Source organism: Serratia sp. L9, assembly GCF_050632285.1.
Classification (GTDB): domain Bacteria; phylum Pseudomonadota; class Gammaproteobacteria; order Enterobacterales; family Enterobacteriaceae; genus Chania.
On the sequence record NZ_CP192591.1, the window covers coordinates 225509 to 245358 of the forward strand.

Annotated in this window: 13 protein-coding genes and 4 pseudogenes; 8 read left to right on the forward strand and 9 right to left on the reverse strand. The window is 54.0% G+C overall.

The window, feature by feature from the left end; genetic code table 11:
- Window positions 1–23: 23 nt before the first annotated feature.
- Window positions 24–674 (forward strand): bifunctional tRNA pseudouridine(32) synthase/23S rRNA pseudouridine(746) synthase RluA, encoded by a 651-nt coding sequence (rluA, locus tag ACQ86O_RS00965; RefSeq protein ID WP_431223781.1) that lies wholly within the window; start codon window positions 24–26, stop codon window positions 672–674.
- 138 nt (window positions 675–812) lie between these two features.
- Here the strand turns inward: rluA and djlA are convergent, their stop codons facing one another.
- Window positions 813–1634, reverse strand: a complete 822-nt coding sequence (gene djlA, locus ACQ86O_RS00970; RefSeq protein ID WP_431223782.1) for a co-chaperone DjlA — start codon at window positions 1632–1634, stop codon at window positions 813–815.
- A gap of 247 nt (window positions 1635–1881) precedes the next feature.
- Between djlA and lptD the strand changes: the two are divergent.
- The 6 genes and pseudogenes from lptD (at window position 1882) to apaH (ending at window position 8629) form a co-directional block, all read left to right on the forward strand.
- Window positions 1882–4226: pseudogene (gene lptD, locus ACQ86O_RS00975) on the forward strand (LPS assembly protein LptD).
- A gap of 69 nt (window positions 4227–4295) precedes the next feature.
- On the forward strand, window positions 4296–5597 hold the full coding sequence (surA, locus tag ACQ86O_RS00980) for a peptidylprolyl isomerase SurA (protein WP_431223783.1): 1302 nt from the start codon (window positions 4296–4298) through the stop codon (window positions 5595–5597).
- Window positions 5584–6575, forward strand: a pseudogene (gene pdxA, locus ACQ86O_RS00985) (4-hydroxythreonine-4-phosphate dehydrogenase PdxA). Before surA ends, pdxA begins: the two are co-directional and overlap by 14 nt.
- Window positions 6568–7385 (forward strand): annotated as a pseudogene (gene rsmA, locus ACQ86O_RS00990) (16S rRNA (adenine(1518)-N(6)/adenine(1519)-N(6))-dimethyltransferase RsmA). The pseudogenes pdxA and rsmA overlap by 8 nt, the downstream one beginning before the upstream one ends.
- A 13-nt stretch (window positions 7386–7398) precedes the next feature.
- Entirely contained in the window at window positions 7399–7776 is a 378-nt protein-coding gene (gene apaG / locus ACQ86O_RS00995) for a Co2+/Mg2+ efflux protein ApaG (RefSeq protein WP_431223784.1), read from the forward strand.
- A gap of 1 nt (window position 7777) precedes the next feature.
- Window positions 7778–8629 carry a bis(5'-nucleosyl)-tetraphosphatase (symmetrical) ApaH gene (gene apaH, locus ACQ86O_RS01000; protein ID WP_431223785.1) on the forward strand — a complete coding sequence of 284 codons (852 nt, stop codon included), beginning with the start codon at window positions 7778–7780 and terminating at the stop codon, window positions 8627–8629.
- A gap of 45 nt (window positions 8630–8674) precedes the next feature.
- On the opposite strand, the gene folA is transcribed toward apaH, so the two are convergent.
- The 3 genes from folA to ACQ86O_RS01015 all read right to left on the reverse strand — a co-directional run bounded on the left by folA (window position 8675) and on the right by ACQ86O_RS01015 (window position 10619).
- A complete protein-coding gene (gene folA / locus ACQ86O_RS01005) occupies window positions 8675–9154 on the reverse strand; it encodes a type 3 dihydrofolate reductase (protein ID WP_431225619.1) in 480 nt (159 codons plus the stop codon).
- A 203-nt stretch (window positions 9155–9357) separates the two neighbouring features.
- Complete coding sequence (locus tag ACQ86O_RS01010; protein WP_431223786.1) at window positions 9358–9822, reverse strand: threonine/serine exporter; 465 nt, start codon at window positions 9820–9822, stop codon at window positions 9358–9360.
- On the reverse strand, window positions 9819–10619 hold the full coding sequence (locus ACQ86O_RS01015; RefSeq protein ID WP_431225620.1) for a threonine/serine ThrE exporter family protein: 801 nt from the start codon (window positions 10617–10619) through the stop codon (window positions 9819–9821). Before ACQ86O_RS01015 ends, ACQ86O_RS01010 begins: the two co-directional genes overlap by 4 nt.
- A 130-nt stretch (window positions 10620–10749) precedes the next feature.
- Between ACQ86O_RS01015 and ACQ86O_RS01020 the strand changes: the two are divergent.
- A pseudogene (locus ACQ86O_RS01020) lies at window positions 10750–11363 on the forward strand (LysE family translocator).
- 41 nt (window positions 11364–11404) lie between these two features.
- Here the strand turns inward: ACQ86O_RS01020 and kefC are convergent.
- The 5 genes from kefC to dapB all read right to left on the reverse strand — a co-directional run bounded on the left by kefC (window position 11405) and on the right by dapB (window position 19652).
- Window positions 11405–13258: a glutathione-regulated potassium-efflux system protein KefC gene (kefC, locus tag ACQ86O_RS01025; RefSeq protein ID WP_431223787.1), complete on the reverse strand. Its 1854-nt coding sequence runs from the start codon at window positions 13256–13258 to the stop codon at window positions 11405–11407.
- Entirely contained in the window at window positions 13251–13811 is a 561-nt protein-coding gene (kefF, locus tag ACQ86O_RS01030; protein ID WP_431225621.1) for a glutathione-regulated potassium-efflux system oxidoreductase KefF, read from the reverse strand. The genes kefC and kefF overlap by 8 nt, the downstream gene beginning before the upstream one ends.
- 163 nt (window positions 13812–13974) lie before the next feature.
- Window positions 13975–17199 (reverse strand): carbamoyl-phosphate synthase large subunit, encoded by a 3225-nt coding sequence (gene carB, locus ACQ86O_RS01035; RefSeq protein ID WP_431223788.1) that lies wholly within the window; start codon window positions 17197–17199, stop codon window positions 13975–13977.
- 15 nt (window positions 17200–17214) lie between these two features.
- Window positions 17215–18363: a glutamine-hydrolyzing carbamoyl-phosphate synthase small subunit gene (carA, locus tag ACQ86O_RS01040; RefSeq protein ID WP_431223789.1), complete on the reverse strand. Its 1149-nt coding sequence runs from the start codon at window positions 18361–18363 to the stop codon at window positions 17215–17217.
- A gap of 467 nt (window positions 18364–18830) precedes the next feature.
- Window positions 18831–19652, reverse strand: coding sequence for a 4-hydroxy-tetrahydrodipicolinate reductase (gene dapB, locus ACQ86O_RS01045; protein WP_431223790.1), 822 nt, complete (start codon window positions 19650–19652; stop codon window positions 18831–18833).
- Between the last annotated feature and the right edge of the window lie 198 nt (window positions 19653–19850).

Consider the following 19850-nt stretch of genomic DNA (forward strand, 5'->3'; position numbering starts at 1 on the left):
TGCCTATTCTCAGCGGAGCCAACATGGAACCCTACAATCCCCCGCAAGGGCCGATGCATGTGCTGTATCAGGATGAGCACATCATGGTAGTCAATAAGCCAAGTGGGCTGCTTTCCGTGCCTGGCCGTGCGCCGGAAAACAAAGACAGCCTGATGACCCGTATCCAGGCCGATTTCCCGCTGGCAGAATCGGTGCATCGCCTGGATATGGCCACCAGCGGGGTGATCATTGTGGCACTGAACAAAGCCGCTGAGCGTGAATTGAAGCGCCAGTTCCGTGAGAGAGAACCGAAGAAATCCTACATTGCCCGCGTTTGGGGGCATATGGAGCAGGATGAAGGGGTGGTGGATTTACCGCTGATTTGCGACTGGCCAAACCGGCCACTGCAAAAGGTGTGTTTTGAAACCGGCAAAGCGGCGCAGACCGAATATCAGGTACTTTCCCGTGACGTGGATGGCAGCACCCGTGTCAAGCTAACGCCTATTACCGGGCGCTCACATCAGCTACGCGTTCATATGCTGGCATTGGGGCACCCGATCCTGGGGGATGGCTTCTACGCCCATCCCGAGGCTAAAGCGAAGGCATCACGCCTGCAACTGCATGCACAAGAACTGCGCATCACCCATCCGGCATTCCAGACACCGATGCATTTTCGCGTTGAACCGGATTTCTGACCTCATCGACCCGGCCATCCCCTAAGTCATTCGAGTTGCAGGAAGGCGGCACCTAAGTGCCCCCGGCGCCTAAAAAAGGACCTGGCCGGGGTAAGCGCGGATAACCACCCCCTGCGGCTCGATGTATGACGGGGAGGGTTATTTGAAGCCTTTTTCACGCTTGATCAGGTCATAAGCCGCCTGAATTTCCTGCGCTTTCTGCTTGGCCATTTCCATCATCTCCGGCGGTAGCCCTTTCGCTACCAGTTTGTCCGGATGGTGTTCGCCCATCAGTTTACGATAAGCGCGCTTGATCGTGGTGGCATCATCATTGCTGCTGACGCCCAGCACCTTACAGGCATCCTCCAGCGTCGGGCCACGTTGCGCCTGCTGGAAGCCGCCATAATTACCTTGCTGGCCTTGGCCACCGCCAAATTGACGACCACCTTCCATCATATTAAGGAACTGATCGAACTGCGCACGCGAAATCCCCAGTTCTTCAGCAATCACATACAGCACATCACGCTCATTGGGATGCAACGAGCCGTCGGCGAAGGCAGCCTGGATCTGAATTTCCAGAAACATCCGAATCAGATCAAAGCGGCCAAAGCAGATGCTGCGCAGTTGCTGCAGCGTTTCACGCAGCGGGAACTGGCTCTGTTTGCCTTCACGGAATGCCTGCTGCGCCGCCATGCGGGCTTCACCATGCAATTGCAGGCGATCCATAAACAGACTGGCAATCTGAATATCCGCTTCGGTTACACGCCCTTTCGATTTGGTCAGATGCCCCATAACCTGGAAAGTGGTGCGGAAAAATAACGTTTGCCGCGTTTGCTGGTCGGTAAAAAAACCCCGGCTGCGCTTGTTATTTCGCGCGGTATCGATCATATGGCCGACAATCAGCCCCAAAACTACACCCCAGAATCCCGCGCCTGACCAAACGGCGACAATCACTCCGAGCAGTTTTCCCCAATACTGCATATACTCCCCAAGTATCAACCACAAGTCGCACATTCCCCTTCGTTGTGCGCAAGGGTTAAGGCGATTTTTTCCAAGATTTCGATTATCATACCTGTCATTTATCTCTGCGCCTAACAACGACGTAGTCGAACGGCAGGATTTAGCACTAGCGCAACACTGGCGAGTGATATAGTCTCTGACCGTTTGCCGGACATGATGCCTCTGATGACGGAACACCAAAACCGCGTATGAAAAAAGTTTCCCAACACTGCTGGCCACGTTGATCTGGACCGCACTTTACAGTCAGCATGCGCTGGCCGATCTGGCTGAGCAATGCATGCTCGGCGTGCCTGTTTATGACAAACCTGTCATCACTGGCGACCCCAACAGCTTGCCGGTCACCATCCGTTCTGATGACTCTAACGCCAATTATCCAGGCAGCGCTCTTTTCACCGGTAACGTCAATATCGAACAGGGGAATAGCACCCTGACGGCGGAACAGGTTGAACTGAACCAGACACAGAAAGACGGGCAGCCCGATCCTATCCGTACCGTCACCGCCACGGGTGACGTGCACTACGCGAATAACCAGATAAAACTGAAAGGGCCAAAAGCCTGGTCGAACCTGAACACCAAAGATACCGATGTCTATCAAGGCAACTATCAGATGGTGGGCCGCCAGGGACGTGGTGATGCCGACAAAATGAAAATGCGCGGCCAAAACCGCTATACCATTTTGGAAAACGGTACCTTCACCTCCTGCCTGCCAGGCGATGACAGCTGGAGCGTAGTCGGCTCGGAGGTGATCCACGATCGCGAAGAAGAAGTCGCTGAGATCTGGAATGCCCGCTTCAAGATTGGCAAGGTCCCGGTCTTTTACAGCCCCTACCTGCAACTGCCGGTCGGTGATAAGCGCCGTTCAGGCTTCCTGATCCCGAATGCCAAATACAGCAGTAATAACGGCATCGAGTTCATGCTGCCTTATTACTGGAACATTGCGCCGAACTTTGATGCCACCATCACGCCGCACTATATGTCGAACCGTGGCCTGCAGTGGCAGAACGAATTCCGTTATCTGTTACAACCTGGTCTGGGTACCCTGGCGTTAGACTGGCTGCCAAGCGATAGCCAGTTTGAAGATGACCATGGCAATACCGACGACAATAAACGTTGGTTGTTCTACTGGGGACATAGCGGTGTCATGGATAAGGTGTGGCGTTTCAACGTCGACTACACCAAGGTCAGCGATCCTTATTACTTTACCGATCTGGATTCCAAATACGGTTCCACCACCGACGGTTACGCCTCTCAGAAATTCAGCGTCGGGTATGCCAATGAAAACTGGGATGCCACTCTGGCATCAAAGCAATTCCAGATATTCAGCGGTGCGGGTAACCAAAACGCCTACCGCGCGCAACCGCAGTTGGACGTGAACTATTACAAAACCGATATTGGCCCGTTTGATTTACATACTTACGGCCAGGTAGCCAATTTCACCAGCGTCAACCCGAACAACCCAGAGGCCACTCGCTGGCATATTGAGCCGGCCATTAACCTGCCGCTGGCCAACAGTTGGGGCAACTGGAATACCGAAGCCAAACTGATGGCCACGCATTTCCAGCAGGATATCCCCAACGGTTTCGCCACCGATTATGCCAATCGTAACGGGGGCAGCCAGGCGCCCGAACTGAAAGGGTCGGTAAACCGTGTCATGCCGCAATTCAAGACTGACGGCAAAGTGGTCTTTGATCGCGATATGGATTGGTCAGAAGGTTATACCCAAACCATAGAGCCGCGCATGCAGTACCTGTATGTACCCTACCGCGATCAAAGCGATATCTATACCTATGACTCAACCCTGCTGCAAACCGATTACTCCGGCCTGTTCCGTGATCGCTCATACAGCGGCCTGGATCGCATAGCTTCGCAAAACCGTGTGGCAGCAGGTATCACTTCACGTATTTATGATGATGCGCTGGTTGAACGTTTTAACGTTTCTGTGGGTCAAATCTACTACCTCAGCCGTTCACGGACCGGGGATCATAACAGCAACTTTGATAACAGTGATGACACCGGCAGCGTAGTTTGGGCTGGAGACACTTACTGGAAGATTGATGACCGTTGGGGCCTGCGCGGTGGTGTGCAGTATGACACCCGTCTTGACAGCTTCGCGTTAGGTGACGCGGTAGTGGAATATCGTCAAGATGAAAATCGTATGGTTCAGTTGAACTACCGTTATGCCAGCCCGGAATATATTTCGGCTACCCTGCCGGATATCAGCAACCCTGGCTATCAGGACGGTATTTCTCAGGTAGGTCTGGTGGGTAGCTGGCCAATCGCCGATCGTTGGGCCGTCGTTGGGGGTATTACTATGACACCCGCGCGAAACAGACTGCCAGCCAGTTGGTCGGTGTGCGTTATAACACCTGCTGTTGGGCGATTAACCTGGGTTACGAACGTAAGATCACTGACTGGGATACCGGTAACCAGATCAGTAAGTACGATAATAAATTTTCATTCAACGTCGAATTACGCGGTCTGAGCAGCGATCACAGCCTCGGTACCACTGAAATGCTGCGCTCAGGGATCCTGCCATACCAGCGCGCCTTCTGATGTTGGTTAATGCATTATTGGAAACGACAACTTTCACCCGCATTTGCGGATTTTGATAACGGGAAATGTATGAAGAACTGGAGAACGCTTCTTCTCGGATTGGTGGTTTGTGCCAATACCGCGTTCGCAGCACCCCAAGAAGTGGATAAAGTCGCCGCCGTCGTTGATAACGGCGTAGTGCTTGAGAGCGACGTGAACAGCTTACTGCAATCGGTGAAACTCAACGCGCAGCAGGCTGGCCAGCAATTGCCAGACGACAATACGTTGCGTCACCAGATCCTTGAACGTTTGATCATGGATAACATTCTGTTGCAGATGGCGCAAAAGATGGGGATCACCGTCTCCGATGCCGATCTGGACAAGGCGATCGGCAATATCGCGGCGCAGAACAAAATGAGCCTTGATCAAATGCGCAGCCGTTTGGCGTATGAAGGCCTGAACTACAACACTTACCGTGCGCAAATCCGCAAAGAAATGCTGACTTCGGAAGTGCGTAACAATGAAGTTCGCCGCCGCGTGACCATCCTGCCACAGGAAGTCGACGCGTTGGCCAAACAGGTTGGGGCGCAGAACGGCGGTGAAACCGACGTCAACCTCAGCCACATCCTGATCCCACTGCCAGAGAATCCATCTCAACAGCAGGTTGATGAAGCTGAAGCACTGGCTAAACGCCTGGTGGGTGAAATCAACGGCGGTGCAGATTTCGGTAAATTGGCAATCACCTACTCGGCGGACTCTCAGGCACTGAAAGGTGGCCAGATGGGTTGGGGTAAACTGCAGGAAATGCCAACACTGTTCGCAGAAAGGCTGGTGAGCGCCAAGAAAGGTGAAGTCATCGGGCCTATCCGTTCCGGCGTTGGTTTCCACATTCTTAAAGTTAACGATATCCGTGGCGGTTCTCAGTCAATTTCGGTAACCGAAGTGCACGCACGTCATATTCTGTTAAAGCCTTCTGTCGTGATGACTGACGATCAGGCGCGGGCAAAACTGCAAGAAGTCGCTGCGGCGCTCAAAAGTGGTAAAGCCAAGTTTGAAGAGGAAGCCAAACAGCTTTCTCAAGATCCAGGTTCCGCATTGCAAGGCGGTGATCTGGGCTGGGCTTCTCCAGACATGTACGATCCAGCCTTCCGTGATGCGCTGCTGAAGCTGCAGAAAGGTGAGGTTAGCGAGCCGGTGCACTCTTCCTTTGGCTGGCACCTGATCCAACTGTTGGATACCCGCCAGGTGGATAAAACCGATGCCGCTCAGAAAGATCGTGCTTATCGTATGCTGTTCAACCGCAAGTTTGCTGAAGAAGCGCAAACCTGGATGCAGGAACAACGTGCCGCGGCCTACGTGAAGATCCTTGATGGAAGCAATGTACAGCCATAAACGTATCGTGATTACCCCCGGCGAGCCTGCCGGGGTTGGGCCGGATTTGGTCGCAGCATTGGCGCAACAGGATTGGCCTGTTGAGCTGGTTGTCTGTGCCGATCCGGCCTTGTTGCTTGAGCGCGCCCGGCAGTTGGCGTTACCCTTAACGCTGCGTGACTACCAACCCGGCCAACCTGCACAGCCGCAACGTGCCGGTACTTTGACGGTTTTACCCGTCACTGCCCCAGCGCGGATGGTCGCCGGTGAACTGAATATAGCTAACAGCGCCTATGTGGTAGAAACTCTGGCTCGCGCCTGTGATGGTTGCCTGAATGGCGAGTTTGCCGCACTGGTGACCGGCCCGGTCAACAAGGGCGCCATCAATGATGGCGGCGTGCCGTTTATCGGGCATACAGAATTCTTCGCCGATCGTAGCCACTGCAAACGCGTGGTGATGATGCTGGCCACCGAAGAACTGCGCGTGGCTCTGGCAACCACCCATCTACCGTTACTGGCGGTACCGGGTGCGATCACCCAGCAAAACCTGTTCGAAGTGATCACTATTCTTGATCAGGATCTGAAAACCAAGTTTGGCATTGCAAAGCCGCAAATTTACGTTTGCGGGCTGAACCCCACGCGGGGGAAGGCGGGCATATGGGCCGTGAAGAGCTGGATGTGATTATTCCAGCGCTCGACGTGCTACGCGGCCGCAGCATCAACCTGATTGGCCCACTCCCGGCAGACACGTTATTCCAGCCCAAATATCTGCAACACGCAGACGCGGTGCTGGCGATGTATCACGATCAGGGCTTGCCTGTACTAAAATACCAGGGGTTTGGCCGGGCGGTGAATATCACGCTGGGTTTGCCTTTTATCCGTACCTCGGTCGACCACGGTACCGCGTTGGAACTGGCTGGCAGCGGCAATGCCGATGCAGGCAGTTTTAAAACGGCATTGAATCTCGCCATTAAAATGATAATTAATTGTAATGAATAATAGAGTCCACCAAGGGCACTTTGCCCGCAAACGTTTTGGACAAAACTTTTTAACCGATCAGTTTGTCATTGATAGCATTGTCTCGGCTATTCACCCGCAGCCCGGTGAGGCTGTGATTGAGATCGGCCCCGGCCTGGGCGCGTTGACCGAGCCGGTTGGCGCCCGCATGGATCGCATGACCGTCATCGAACTGGACCGCGATCTGGCCGCCCGCCTGGCCAATCACCCCCAACTAAAAGACAAGCTGACCATCCATCAGCAGGATGCCATGACGGTGAATTTCTCCGAAATGGCCGCCGAGGCTGGCCAACCGCTGCGAGTGTTTGGCAACCTGCCGTATAATATCTCGACGCCGCTGATGTTCCACCTTTTCAGCTATACTTCGGCTATCCGCGACATGCACTTTATGTTGCAAAAGAAGTGGTCAACCGTCTGGTTGCCGGGCCGAACAGCAAGGCTTACGGGCGCTTGACCGTAATGGCGCAGTATTACTGCAACGTTATTCCGGTGCTGGAAGTACCGCCTACCGCGTTCGCTCCACCGCCAAAAGTAGATTCCGCCGTGGTGCGCCTGGTACCACACACCGTGATCCCTAATCCGGTCGGTGATGTGCGTATGCTAAGCCGTGTTACTACCCAGGCGTTTAACCAACGCAGAAAAACCATCCGTAACAGTCTGGGGGATCTGTTCACCCCGGAACAACTGACGGAACTCGGCGTCGATCCGACGCTCAGGGCAGAAAATATTTCTGTAGCGCAGTACTGTAAGCTGGCAAACTGGCTTTCAACACAACAGGCGCCGCAGCAATAAAGGAGTAGTGATCATGATTGATTCGCCTCGTGTATGTATTCAGGTTCAGAGTGTTTATGTGGAAACACAATCGATACCTGAGGAAGAGCGTTACGTATTCGCGTATACCGTCACTATCCGTAACCTGGGGCGTTTTGACGTGCAACTACTGGGCCGTTACTGGCTGATCACCAACAGTAACGGTCGTCAGACCGAAGTTCAGGGCGAGGGTGTGATCGGCGAACAGCCGATTATCCGGCCCGGCAGCGAGTTCCAATACACCAGCGGTGCGGTTCTGGAAACACCGCTGGGAACCATGGAAGGCCATTACGAAATGATTGACCATCAAGGCCAACCATTCCGCACCGCCATTCCGGTGTTCCGCTTAGCTATCCCTACGCTGATCCACTAATATGTCGACATATCTTATCGGCGACGTTCATGGTTGTTTCGATGAACTGCAGTCGCTATTAGCTCAAGTTAATTTCGATCCACTCCAAGACCAGCTGTGGCTGACCGGCGATCTGGTTGCTCGTGGCCCTGGCTCGCTCGACGTGTTGCGTTACGTGCGCTCGCTCGGCCCGGCAGTCCGTATGGTGCTGGGGAATCATGATCTGCATCTGCTGGCGGTTTACGCCGGTATCAGCCGTAACAAGCCCAAAGACCGCATTACGCCGCTGCTGGAAGCGCCAGATGGCGACGAGTTGATCAATTGGCTGCGGCGCCAACCGGTGTTGCAGGTCGATGATAAACTCAAGCTGATCATGGGCCATGCCGGTATTACCCCACAATGGGATATTGAAACCGCGCGGACCTGTGCCCGCGAAGTTGAAGCCGTGTTAAGCAGCGACAGCTATCCGCTGTTCCTTGATGCCATGTATGGCGATATGCCCAACAATTGGAGCCCGGAACTCAGCGGGCTGGCACGTTTACGTTTCAGCACCAATGCATTGACCCGCATGCGCTACTGCTTCCCAAATGGCCAACTGGACATGATCTGCAAAGACGCGCCGGGCAGCGCTCCGGCACCGTTAAAGCCCTGGTTTGACTTGCCACGCCTGGTCGACCCCGACTACACCATCATTTTTGGACACTGGGCTTCGTTGGAAGGTAAAGGCACACCGGAAGGCATTATTGGCCTGGATACCGGCTGCTGCTGGGGAGGGGATCTGACCATGCTGCGTTGGGAAGACAAACAATACTTCACCCAGCCGGCCAATCGCCGCGAAATCATAGATGGCCTGGATACCTTGGCTGCGTCTTAAAAAACATTGGGCACCCGCAGGTGCCCAAATAGCTATCTGGCAAACTTAACGGCGTTCTAAAACTTCAAAGCAATAGCTGTGCGAGTTCAGTGCGTCAGCATCATGGAACTCACTGAAAGACGTTTCCCACTCATCCGGTTCGTAATCCGGGAAGTAAGTGTCACCTTCCACTTCGGCATCGATATGCGTCAGATATAAACGGTTTGCCTTTGGCAGAAACTGGTTATAAATCCGCCCACCACCCATCACCATAATTTCTTCAGCATCACCGGCAACGGCCAATGCGTCCTCCAGCGAAGTCACCCAGCTAACACCGGCCTCCGTGCCTGGCTGGCTGCTTAAAACGATATTATGGCGGCCCGGCAACGGACGGCCAATCGACTCAAAAGTCTTGCGGCCCATAATGACCGGTTTGTTCAAGGTGTTACGCTTAAACCACGCTAAATCCGCCGGTAAGTGCCACGGCATGGCGTTTTCCATACCGATAACACGATCTGCCGCCAAGGCAGCAATCAAACTGATAATCATTGTGAAACCCTGTATAGGCAGCAAAATTGTTCACACTATACGTAAAGCCCCTGCCAGCGTCGATAGGGTTATCCAGCAATGTGTATATATAAGAGACGTCTGAACGTAATCCTGGCCCCTCAGTCTGATCGCTGTTGATTTCAAGTTGCTGCCTCGTGACCGGAATGAGGCATAAAACTCGGCGCAACCTGCCCACGGTCTTAGACACCCGGGCGCTTACGATACAGCCACAATCCCGGAACCGACAGGCCTATCGACAGTGCTCCAACAATAAAACAGGCCTTGAGGAAGTTGGAAATCATCAATGACATCAGCGCTTCGCTGTAGCCGAGATGCGAAATTTCCACCACGCTGATCATCGCGGTATAAGCGGAAATACCAGGGAACATCGGGATAACAGCCGCTACGGTAAACACCTTCGGGTGGGCCAGCAACCAGCGTGACCAGTTAATCCCAATGACACCGATCAGGATCGCCGCCAAAAACGAGGCCCATTCGATATTCATGCCAGCATGCATCATCAACATACGTGAGCCATGCCCCAATGCCCCCAGCAAGGCGCAATATCGCAGCGCGCGCATCGGCACGTTGAACACCATGGCAAAGCCCAAGGCTGGCACGGCAGCCAACAACATATCCTGCAAAAGTGCCCATAACAGACTCATGACCACCCCCGCAAACCCCACAGTGACATGGCCATCACCACCCCAATACAGGTTGCCAGAGTCAGTAAACTGGCCATTGCCCAGCGAGCAAGCCCGGTATTCACATGGCCTTTAAACATATCGGCCACCGCATTAATCAGTGGGAAACCTGGCACCAGCAGCAAAACGCTGGCCGCCATCGCCACGCTGGAAGTATGACTGAAAATGGGTAATCGCAGTAACAGGCCGGAAACCGAAGTGGCAACAAAGGCGGTCAGGCAGAAGTTGATCAGCGGGTTCATATGGCGGGCAGTCAGCACCTGGCGTACAAACATCGCCAGCCCACTGGCCAAAAAAGTCACGGCAAAAGCATCTGGCCCGCCGCCGTTAAGCATACTGAAGCAACCGCAGGATAACCCCACCATCAGCACCACCAACCAGCGTGGGTAACGGAGTGGGCGGATTTTTTCGAAGCGCCTGGCAACATCATGGGCCTCTGCCAAATGGTGTTCAGCGAGGATCACAATATGCTGCACCTCGGTCACCACCTGCATATTAATCCCGCGATCGACGTTCTTGCGCGTGGTGGTCAGGCAGGCATCATTACTGATAGTTGTCAGCACCACGGCATTAGCCGAAATGGAGCTTTCCACGCTGTCCATCCCTAGCGCCAGCCCCAGACGGGTGGATAATTGCTCCACCACCATGCTTTCCGCGCCGTGTTGCAACAGCAACAGAGCGCACTGAATGCACAAACGCGTAATTTCACGCTGCTGTCGGTTAACGCTTGGTATCTCTACGGTTAATCCCTGATTCATATCGCTCAAATCGCTTCCCCTGAATGAATGATCATCATATAACCAAAGATTACTGCAATAGGTTGATGCGCGTCAGGGGGAGCGGCGTTATTATCAGCCCAATCAGGCCTTTTTCTCAGAGACACCGCTTATGCTTGAAACCTCACTGTTCGTTGCCGGGATTGCCACGCTGGGGATGCTTTCCCCAGGGCCGGATTTTTCCTGGTGATTAAAAACGCGGCTCGCTATCGGCGGTTGGCAGCAATGATGACCGCATTCGGCGTCATCTGTGGAGTAGCCACCCACATGTCTTACTGCGTCGCCGGCCTGGCGGTGGTGATCACCACCACGCCGTGGCTGTTTAATATGCTGAAGTACGCCGGAGCGCTCTATCTGATCTGGGTAGGTATTCAGGCTTTGCTGTCACGTGGTGGCGGCAAAATGAACGTCAGCAGCCTGCCTCAGCAACAGGTCAGTCTGAAGAGCGCCTTTGTACAGGGTTATCTGTGTAATCTGCTAAACCCGAAAGCCACGCTGTTCTTCCTGGCGGTATTTACCCAGGTGCTGCAAATCAACTCCGGTATTGGCGAAAAGCTGTGGTATGCGGGGATTATTTTCGGTCTGTCGGTCGTTTGGTGGCCAATGCTGGTATTTTTGATCCAGAGTGGGCCGGTACGCCGTGGCCTGCAGAAAACGCAAAAAGTGGTCGATAAACTGCTGGGCGGGATGCTGATTGCGCTGGGCATTAAGGTCGCGCTGAGTTGATCAATCGACGAGGAACTTTCAGGTTCCTCGTCTGGTTTTTCTCAACCTTTGGCTTCCACCACTTCCTCTTCCGGCGCTTTGCCGTCAATACTGCCGCGCCATCCGGTTTGCGGTACCAGAGTCAGGCGCGCCTGATCCTGTTCAATGGCCTGTGACAGCATTTCTTTTGCCCGCTGCATGCCTGCGATGCGGAACTCGGTGTCCTGGTAATTATCCAGGGTATCTTCCAGCATTTTCAGGTTATTACGGCGGAAAGTATCTGCTTTCTCTCGTGCCTCGTAGGCATCCAGCCCCAACAATTCGAGCGCTTCTCTGCCAATCAGCAGCGAGCTTTCAAACGTTTCGCGGGTCGGCTTTTCTACCCCCAATTGCCGTAACTGATACCAGTGATCGACATCACGGGCACGCGCCACCACTTTCAGGTGCGGAAAATGGCGCTTGGCCAGCTCGGTCAGTTGCAGGTTGGCCTCCACGTCATCAATGGCATTGATCAGAATTTTAGCGTGATCGGCACCTGCTGCCTCCAGCAGGTCAGCCCGTGTTGCGTCACCATAAAATACCTTGGTGCCGAATTTACGCAGCGTTTCGATATGGTCGGGATCATGATCCAGTACCACGGTATGCACACCGTTAGCCAGCAGCATACGGCCTGCGATCTGGCCAAAGCGACCAAAACCGGCAATGATCACGCTGGCATTCTCTTCGTCGATCACATCTGCCGGGCGATCGTCCGGCGGCGCTTTCTTGGCTAACTGGGCAGCAATCACCAACAACAGCGGGGTAGCCGCCATCGAAAGCGCTACCGCCAGCGTTAACGACTTAGCCCATTCCAGCGGCAACACGCCAGCCATCTGCGCGGCACCAAAGATAACAAAAGCAAACTCACTGCCCTGCCCCAGCAAAATGGCAAACATCCCACGCTGGCGCTTGGGTACCCCGAGGATCGGTGCCACCAGCCATAACAGTGCGGCTTTCAACAACATAAATCCCAGCAACAGCGAGGCGATCAGCACAGGGTGATGTAACAAGGTGCCGAAGTCGATCGACATGCCCACACCGATAAAGAACAGGCCGAGCAACAACCCTTTAAACGGCTGAATATCGCTTTCAAGCGCATGGCGATATTCTGAGCTGGCCAGCAACACCCCGGCGAGAAATGCCCCCATTGCCATCGAAAGCCCGGCCATTTCCAGCAGGATGCCAAAGCCGAACACCAAAAACAGCGCTACGGCGCTAAAGACCTCACGCATGCCAGAACGAGCGACAAAATGCAGCAATGGCCGGGTGACATAGCGCCCCAGCAGCACGACTATCGCCAGAGCCCCCACTACCTTGGCGGCAGAAAACACGAACGCTCCAAGCGTTGTCGCTGCACCGCTGCTGGCCAGCAGCGGGATCATCGCCACCAGCGGGATGGCAGCGATATCCTGAAACAGCAGCACGGCAAACGAGCTACGGCCAATCGGCGAGGGCGTCAGGTTACGCTCACTCATGGCCTGCATGGCAATTGCGGTGGAAGAGAGGGCCAGCGTCAGGCCAATCAACAAGGCAATTTGCCAGTTCAACCCCAGGAAGTAGCAGAAGGCGCTCAGCACCAGGCCACAACCCACCATCTGGATACAGCCGCCGCCAAACACCGAGGCCCGTAACGTCCATAAACGCCGGGGATCCAGCTCCAGGCCGATAATAAACAGCATCAACACCACGCCGATCTCGGCAAAACTCAGGATCGACTCCGCATCGGAAACCAGTTTCAGCCCCCAGGGCCCGATGATACAACCTGCGATCAGATACCCCAGCACCGACCCCAACCCCAGCCGCACCGCGATAGGTACCAACAGCGCGGCAGAACCCAGGTAGATCAGCCCTTCGATCATCATTTGATGATTATCCATGCGTTGGCTCCTGTTCGCCCAATGCTACGCTGTGTTCCATCAGATATTGCATCAATCGCTGGCGATAGGCTTCTCCGGCGGCTATCAGCGCAGGTTCGTTGCAGGTAAAGGTGTTATGTACCGCGAAGAAAGGCTGCCACTTCATGCCACAATAAATCGCCGTTGCCTGTAGTGGTTGAGCCAGCGCAGCAAAGTTGGGGTAATCTCCTAACGCAAAATGCTGCTCATCACCGCCACTGGTCACCGCCCACAGGCAATCTTTCCCCACCAGCGCATTACCTTCATGACCATAAGCCCAGCCGTGCTCCAGCACTTTGTCGATCCACAGTTTCAGCAACGGCGGTTGGCTGTACCACTGCATCGGATGCTGTAACACCACCATGTCAGCCTGTTCCAACGCCCGCTGCTCGGCGTTGATGTCGATATTAAAATCCGGATAAAGCTCATACAACGCGCGCACTTCCACACCGGGAATGTCTTTCACTGCCTGAATGAGTCGTTGATTGGCATGAGAATGCCGGGGATAGGGGTGAGCATAAATAATCAGGATCATGCGGTTCTCGGCGTTTGGTGTCATACATCAATCATATATCGTGACAGCAAACGGCGGGATTAATAGCGGAAATTTTTATCGGAAGCGAGCAAATTGGCTGATGAAGATAAAAGAAAAGGACGGGGATAATCCCGTCCTTTTCATAGGCAACGAGGTTGCAGCATTACTTACTGATACGTGCGTGCATTTCCTGGACTGAAGTCACCTGCTCGGTCGGATCCGCTTTCAGCGCCATCGCGGTGGCAAAGCCGCCGTTTAGGGTGGTGTCGTAATGCACTTTGTACTGCAGCGCACTGCGGCGGATCAGTTTGGAGTCTTCAATCGCCTGGCGGCCTGCCGTGGTATTGACGATATAGGTATACTCGCCATTCTTGATACGGTCCTGAATATGCGGGCGCCCTTCATGCACCTTGTTAACCAGGCGTGGGTTAATCCCGGCCTCGCCCAGCACGACGGCAGTACCGTGGGTCGCATCCAGTTCAAAACCTTGCTTGAGCAGGCTGGCGGCTAAATCTACCACGCGGGCTTTATCACCAACACGCACCGACAATAGTGCCCGGCCCTGCTTTTTCATGCCGGAATTGCTGCCCAGCATCGCTTTGGAGAAAGCCTCTGCGAAGGTTCGGCCAACGCCCATCACCTCACCGGTCGAACGCATTTCCGGCCCGAGGATCGGGTCAACACCAGGGAACTTGTTGAACGGCAGCACCACTTCCTTCACTGAGTAATACGGCGGGATAATTTCTTCGGTCACGCCCTGTTCGGCCAGCGATTTACCGGCCATGACGCGAGCGGCCACTTTCGCCAGCGGTACGCCAGTGGCTTTTGAAACAAACGGTACGGTACGGGCTGCCCGTGGGTTCACTTCGATCAGGTAGACTTCGTTGTTCTTCACCGCAAACTGCACGTTCATCAGACCACGCACCTGCAGTTCGAACGCCAGCTTTTCAACCTGTTGGCGCATCACATCCTGGATTTCTTTGCTCAGGGTGTAAGCAGGTAGTGAACAGGCGGAGTCACCGGAGTGCACGCCAGCCTGTTCGATGTGTTCCATAATGCCGCCGATCAGCACCCGCTCACCGTCACAGATCGCGTCAACATCCACTTCTACCGCATCATCCAGGAAACGGTCCAGCAGCACCGGCGCATCGTTAGAAACGATAAAGGCGCTTTGGAAGTAACGACGCAGGTCGATTTCATCGTAAACGATTTCCATCGCACGGCCACCGAGCACATAAGATGGGCGTACCACCAGTGGATAACCGATGCCAGCCGCTTTCTCTACTGCCTGTTCGATAGTGGTTACGGTGGCGTTGGCTGGCTGCTTCAGGCCCAGGCGGTTCACCGCCTGCTGGAAGCGTTCGCGATCTTCTGCGCGGTCAATCGCATCCGGGCTGGTGCCGATAATCGGCACGCCTGCCGCTTCCAACTCACGCGCCAGTTTCAGCGGGGTTTGCCCACCGTACTGAACGATCACGCCTTTTGGCTTCTCGAGGCGTACGATTTCCAGCACGTCTTCCAACGTTACCGGCTCGAAGTACAAACGATCCGAAGTGTCGTAGTCGGTAGAGACGGTTTCCGGGTTACAGTTGACCATGATGGTCTCGTAACCGTCTTCACGCAGCGCCAGTGAAGCGTGTACGCAGCAGTAATCAAATTCAATACCCTGGCCGATACGGTTCGGGCCACCGCCCAGCACCATAATTTTCGGGCGGTCGTTGGTCGGGTTGGATTCGCACTCTTCTTCATAGGTGGAATACATGTAGGCAGTATCGGTGGCGAACTCCGCCGCACAGGTATCTACACGCTTGTAAACCGGGTGCAGGCTGAAACTGTAGCGCAGCTTGCGAATTTCATTTTCTGAAACACCCGCCAGCTTGGCCAGACGTGCGTCGGCAAAGCCTTTACGCTTCAGCGTACGCAGGAACTCAGCACTCAAACCATTGATGCCTGCTTCGGCAACCTGCTCTTCCAGGCGCACCAGTTCTTCAATCTGTACCAGGAACCAGCGATCGATGTTGGTCAGGTTGAACACGCCGTCAACAGACAGACCGGCACGGAACGCGTCGGCGATGTACCAGATACGATCCGAACCGGCATCTTTCAGTTCGCGGCGGATCTTGGTCAGCGCTTCCGGATCGTCCAGGCTCACTTTCGGATCAAAACCGGTCGCCCCCACCTCCAGGCCACGCAGCGCTTTTTGCAGCGACTCCTGCTGGGTGCGGCCAATGGCCATGACTTCGCCGACGGACTTCATCTGGGTGGTCAGACGGTCATTGGCACCGACAAACTTCTCGAAGTTGAAACGGGGGATCTTGGTAACCACATAGTCGATGGAAGGCTCAAAGGAGGCTGGGGTGCGGCCACCGGTGATGTCGTTCATCAGTTCATCGAGGGTATAACCCACCGCCAGTTTGGCAGCGATTTTGGCAATCGGGAAACCGGTGGCCTTCGACGCCAGTGCCGACGAGCGGGATACACGCGGGTTCATTTCGATGACGATCAGGCGGCCAGTTTTCGGGTTCACCGAGAACTGCACGTTAGAACCGCCGGTTTCAACGCCGATTTCACGCAGCACCGCCATCGAGGCGTTACGCATGATTTGGTACTCTTTGTCGGTCAGCGTTTGTGCCGGAGCTACCGTGATCGAGTCACCGGTATGAATACCCATTGCATCGATGTTTTCGATGGAGCAGACGATGATGCAGTTATCATTCTTGTCACGCACCACCTCCATCTCGTACTCTTTCCAGCCAATCAGCGATTCGTCAATCAGCAACTCTTTAGTCGGTGACAGGTCCAGGCCACGCTCGCAAATCTCTTCGAACTCTTCACGGTTATAAGCGATACCGCCGCCGGAACCGCCCATGGTAAATGAAGGGCGGATGATGCAAGGGAAGCCTACGTCAGCGGCAACCGCCAACGCTTCTTCCATATTATGGGCAATGCCGGAACGTGCCGTATCCAGGCCGATCTTCTTCATGGCAATATCGAAACGGCGGCGATCTTCCGCTTTGTCGATGGCATCGGCTGTGGCACCAATCATGGTGACGCCGAACTCGGCCAGCACGCCCTGGCGTTCCAGTTCCAACGCACAGTTCAGCGCAGTTTGCCCGCCCATGGTTGGCAGCACCGCATCCGGGCGCTCTTTTTCGATAATCTTACGCACCACTTCCCAGTGAATTGGCTCGATATACGTTGCATCGGCCATTTCCGGGTCGGTCATGATGGTCGCCGGGTTCGAGTTGACCAGAATAACGCGGTAACCCTCTTCACGTAGCGCTTTACACGCCTGGGCACCGGAGTAGTCGAACTCACACGCCTGGCCGATAACAATCGGGCCAGCGCCGAGGATCAGGATGCTTTTTATGTCGGTACGTTTTGGCATTTTTACTGCTCCTGATTATTTGGCGTTAGAACGATAAGTCTCAATCAGTTCGATAAAGTGATCGAACAGGGGTGCCGCGTCGTGCGGGCCGGGGCTGGCTTCTGGGTGCCCCTGGAAGCTGAACGCCGCTTTGTCAGTCCGATGGATCCCTTGCACCGTGTGGTCGAACAAGGATTTGTGCGTCACACGCAGCGTACCCGGCAGATTGTTTTCATCTACGGCAAAACCGTGGTTCTGCGCGGTGATCATCACGGTATTGTTATCCAGATCTTTTACCGGGTGGTTACCACCGTGGTGGCCGAGCTTCATCTTCACGGTTTTCGCACCGCTGGCCAGTGCCAACAGTTGGTGGCCCAGGCAGATACCGAATACCGGAATGTCGGTTTCCAGAAATTGTTTGATGGCAGTGATGGCGTAATCACAAGGCTCCGGATCACCTGGGCCGTTGGACAGGAAGATGCCATCCGGATTCATTTTCAATACCTCTTCTGCAGGGGTCTGTGCCGGTATAACGGTGAGACGGCAACCGCGATCCACCAGCATGCGCAGGATATTGCGTTTGGCGCCATAATCGTAGGCCACCACGTGGTAAGGCAGTTCACCAGCAGCTTTCGCCTCCGGCAAATCTCCCTCCAGGGTCCAGCTCCCCTGCTGCCAGGTGTAAGTTTCTTTGGTGGTGACTTCTTTTGCCAGATCCATCCCTTTCAGGCCTGGGAAAGCCTTGGCTTTTTGCAGCGCCAGTTCGGCATCCGTCACGTCGCCCACGATGATACAACCGTTCTGCGCACCTTTCTCACGCAGCAGGCGAGTCAGTTTGCGGGTATCGATATCGGCAATCGCCACGATATTGTGGCGCTTGAGGTATTCGGACAACCCTTCTTCGTTACGGTAGTTGCTGGCAATCAATGGGAGGTCGCGGATGACAAGGCCTTGAGCATGAACAGCGGAGGATTCTGCGTCGGAAGCATTGGTGCCGACATTGCCGATATGAGGATAAGTAAGAGTAACGATCTGGCGGGAGTAGGAAGGATCAGTGAGGATTTCTTGATAACCGGTCATCGACGTATTGAAGACCACTTCCCCTACTGCCGTACCCTCTGCCCCGATGGCCCGACCGTGGAATTGGGTTCCGTCTTCCAGAACCAATAGCGCTGACTTAATCAAAACACCCTCCGAGGAATAATAAATCACAATATTTGCATATTAATTCAGATATCGAAAACTAAATCAATGCAAAAACCGCCCTCAAGGCCAATTTTTGGCAAATTGGGCGCATTTTAATGATGCGTGCCCCACTTGTCTAGCCAAAGCGCCATTTTTTATCTTATTTTTGCTGCCCTCGCGGTTTAATAGGCTTAACAGCCACAAAAACACCAGGAAACTTGGGTTGGTAAACGGTTGCGAGGCACAATGACAGAAAAAAGTGCTGAAAATGGCTACTCTCCCCCGCAATTAACTGATAGTGGCGATAAAAGAGAATAAAAAGAAAGATAACAATGAAAAATGCGAGCAATCAATTAAATACTAATCGTAATGCATATTTTAACTGTTAAAAAAAGGACAATAAAATTATTGTCCTATTATCATGGCATTATAACCAACACAACCACATCACGATGGTGAAATTAAAATTATAACTCATCTAAACCGAGTACTTTACCCATATCAAACAGCCCTTTTTGCTGCTTTGCCACCCATGTGGCAGCACGCACCGCACCGTTGGCGAAAGTCATACGGCTTGAGGCTTTATGGGTGATTTCCACTCGCTCGCCGATGTCTGCAAACATAGCAGTATGTTCACCAACGATGTCGCCAGCACGGATAGTGGCAAAGCCGATGCTTTTCGGATCCCGCTCGCCGGTATATCCAACGCGTTGATAAACTGCACATTCTTTTAGATCACGACCAAGCGCCCCGGCAATCGCCTCGCCCATCGCCAGCGCAGTGCCTGAAGGCGCATCCACTTTGTGGCGGTGGTGAGCTTCTACAATTTCAATATCGGTGTAATCCCCCATCACCTTGGCAGCCTTCTCTAACAGTTTCAGCATCACGTTAACCCCAACGCTGAAGTTGGCGGCAAATACGATACCAATCTGCTCGGCTGCCGCCTGGATCGCCGCTTTACCCGCATCATCAAAGCCGGTAGTGCCGATCACCAGGCCTTTGTTATGGGCTACGCAGAACTCCAGATGGTTCAAGGTCCCTTCCGGGCGGGTAAAGTCGATAAGGATATCGAAATCATTGGCGACCCTTTCCAGGCTATCGCTGACGGTGACCCCAACCGCGCCAACGCCAGCCAATTCACCGGCATCGGTACCCACCAGGCTCGAACCCGGGCGCTCCAGTGCAGCCCCCAATACAACGCCCTGCGCCTGCTGTACCGCCTGAATCAGTTGACGCCCCATGCGGCCACCGGAACCCGCAATCGCGATGCGGATTTGTGAATCTGTCATACTTCGCTCTCTTTTTGGTCAGAAGCCGATCCTCGGCTATTGGTTGAGGGTAACTTCCTCACCTTAACACTGCTAGAGGATTTCATTGAGGATTAGAAAATTATGATATCGCTGGCCAGTTATCAGTAACGCTATCAATTGATTAACAATTACCCGTTTCACGTCGGTAAAGCAAATTCACATAGCTATGCACTATTT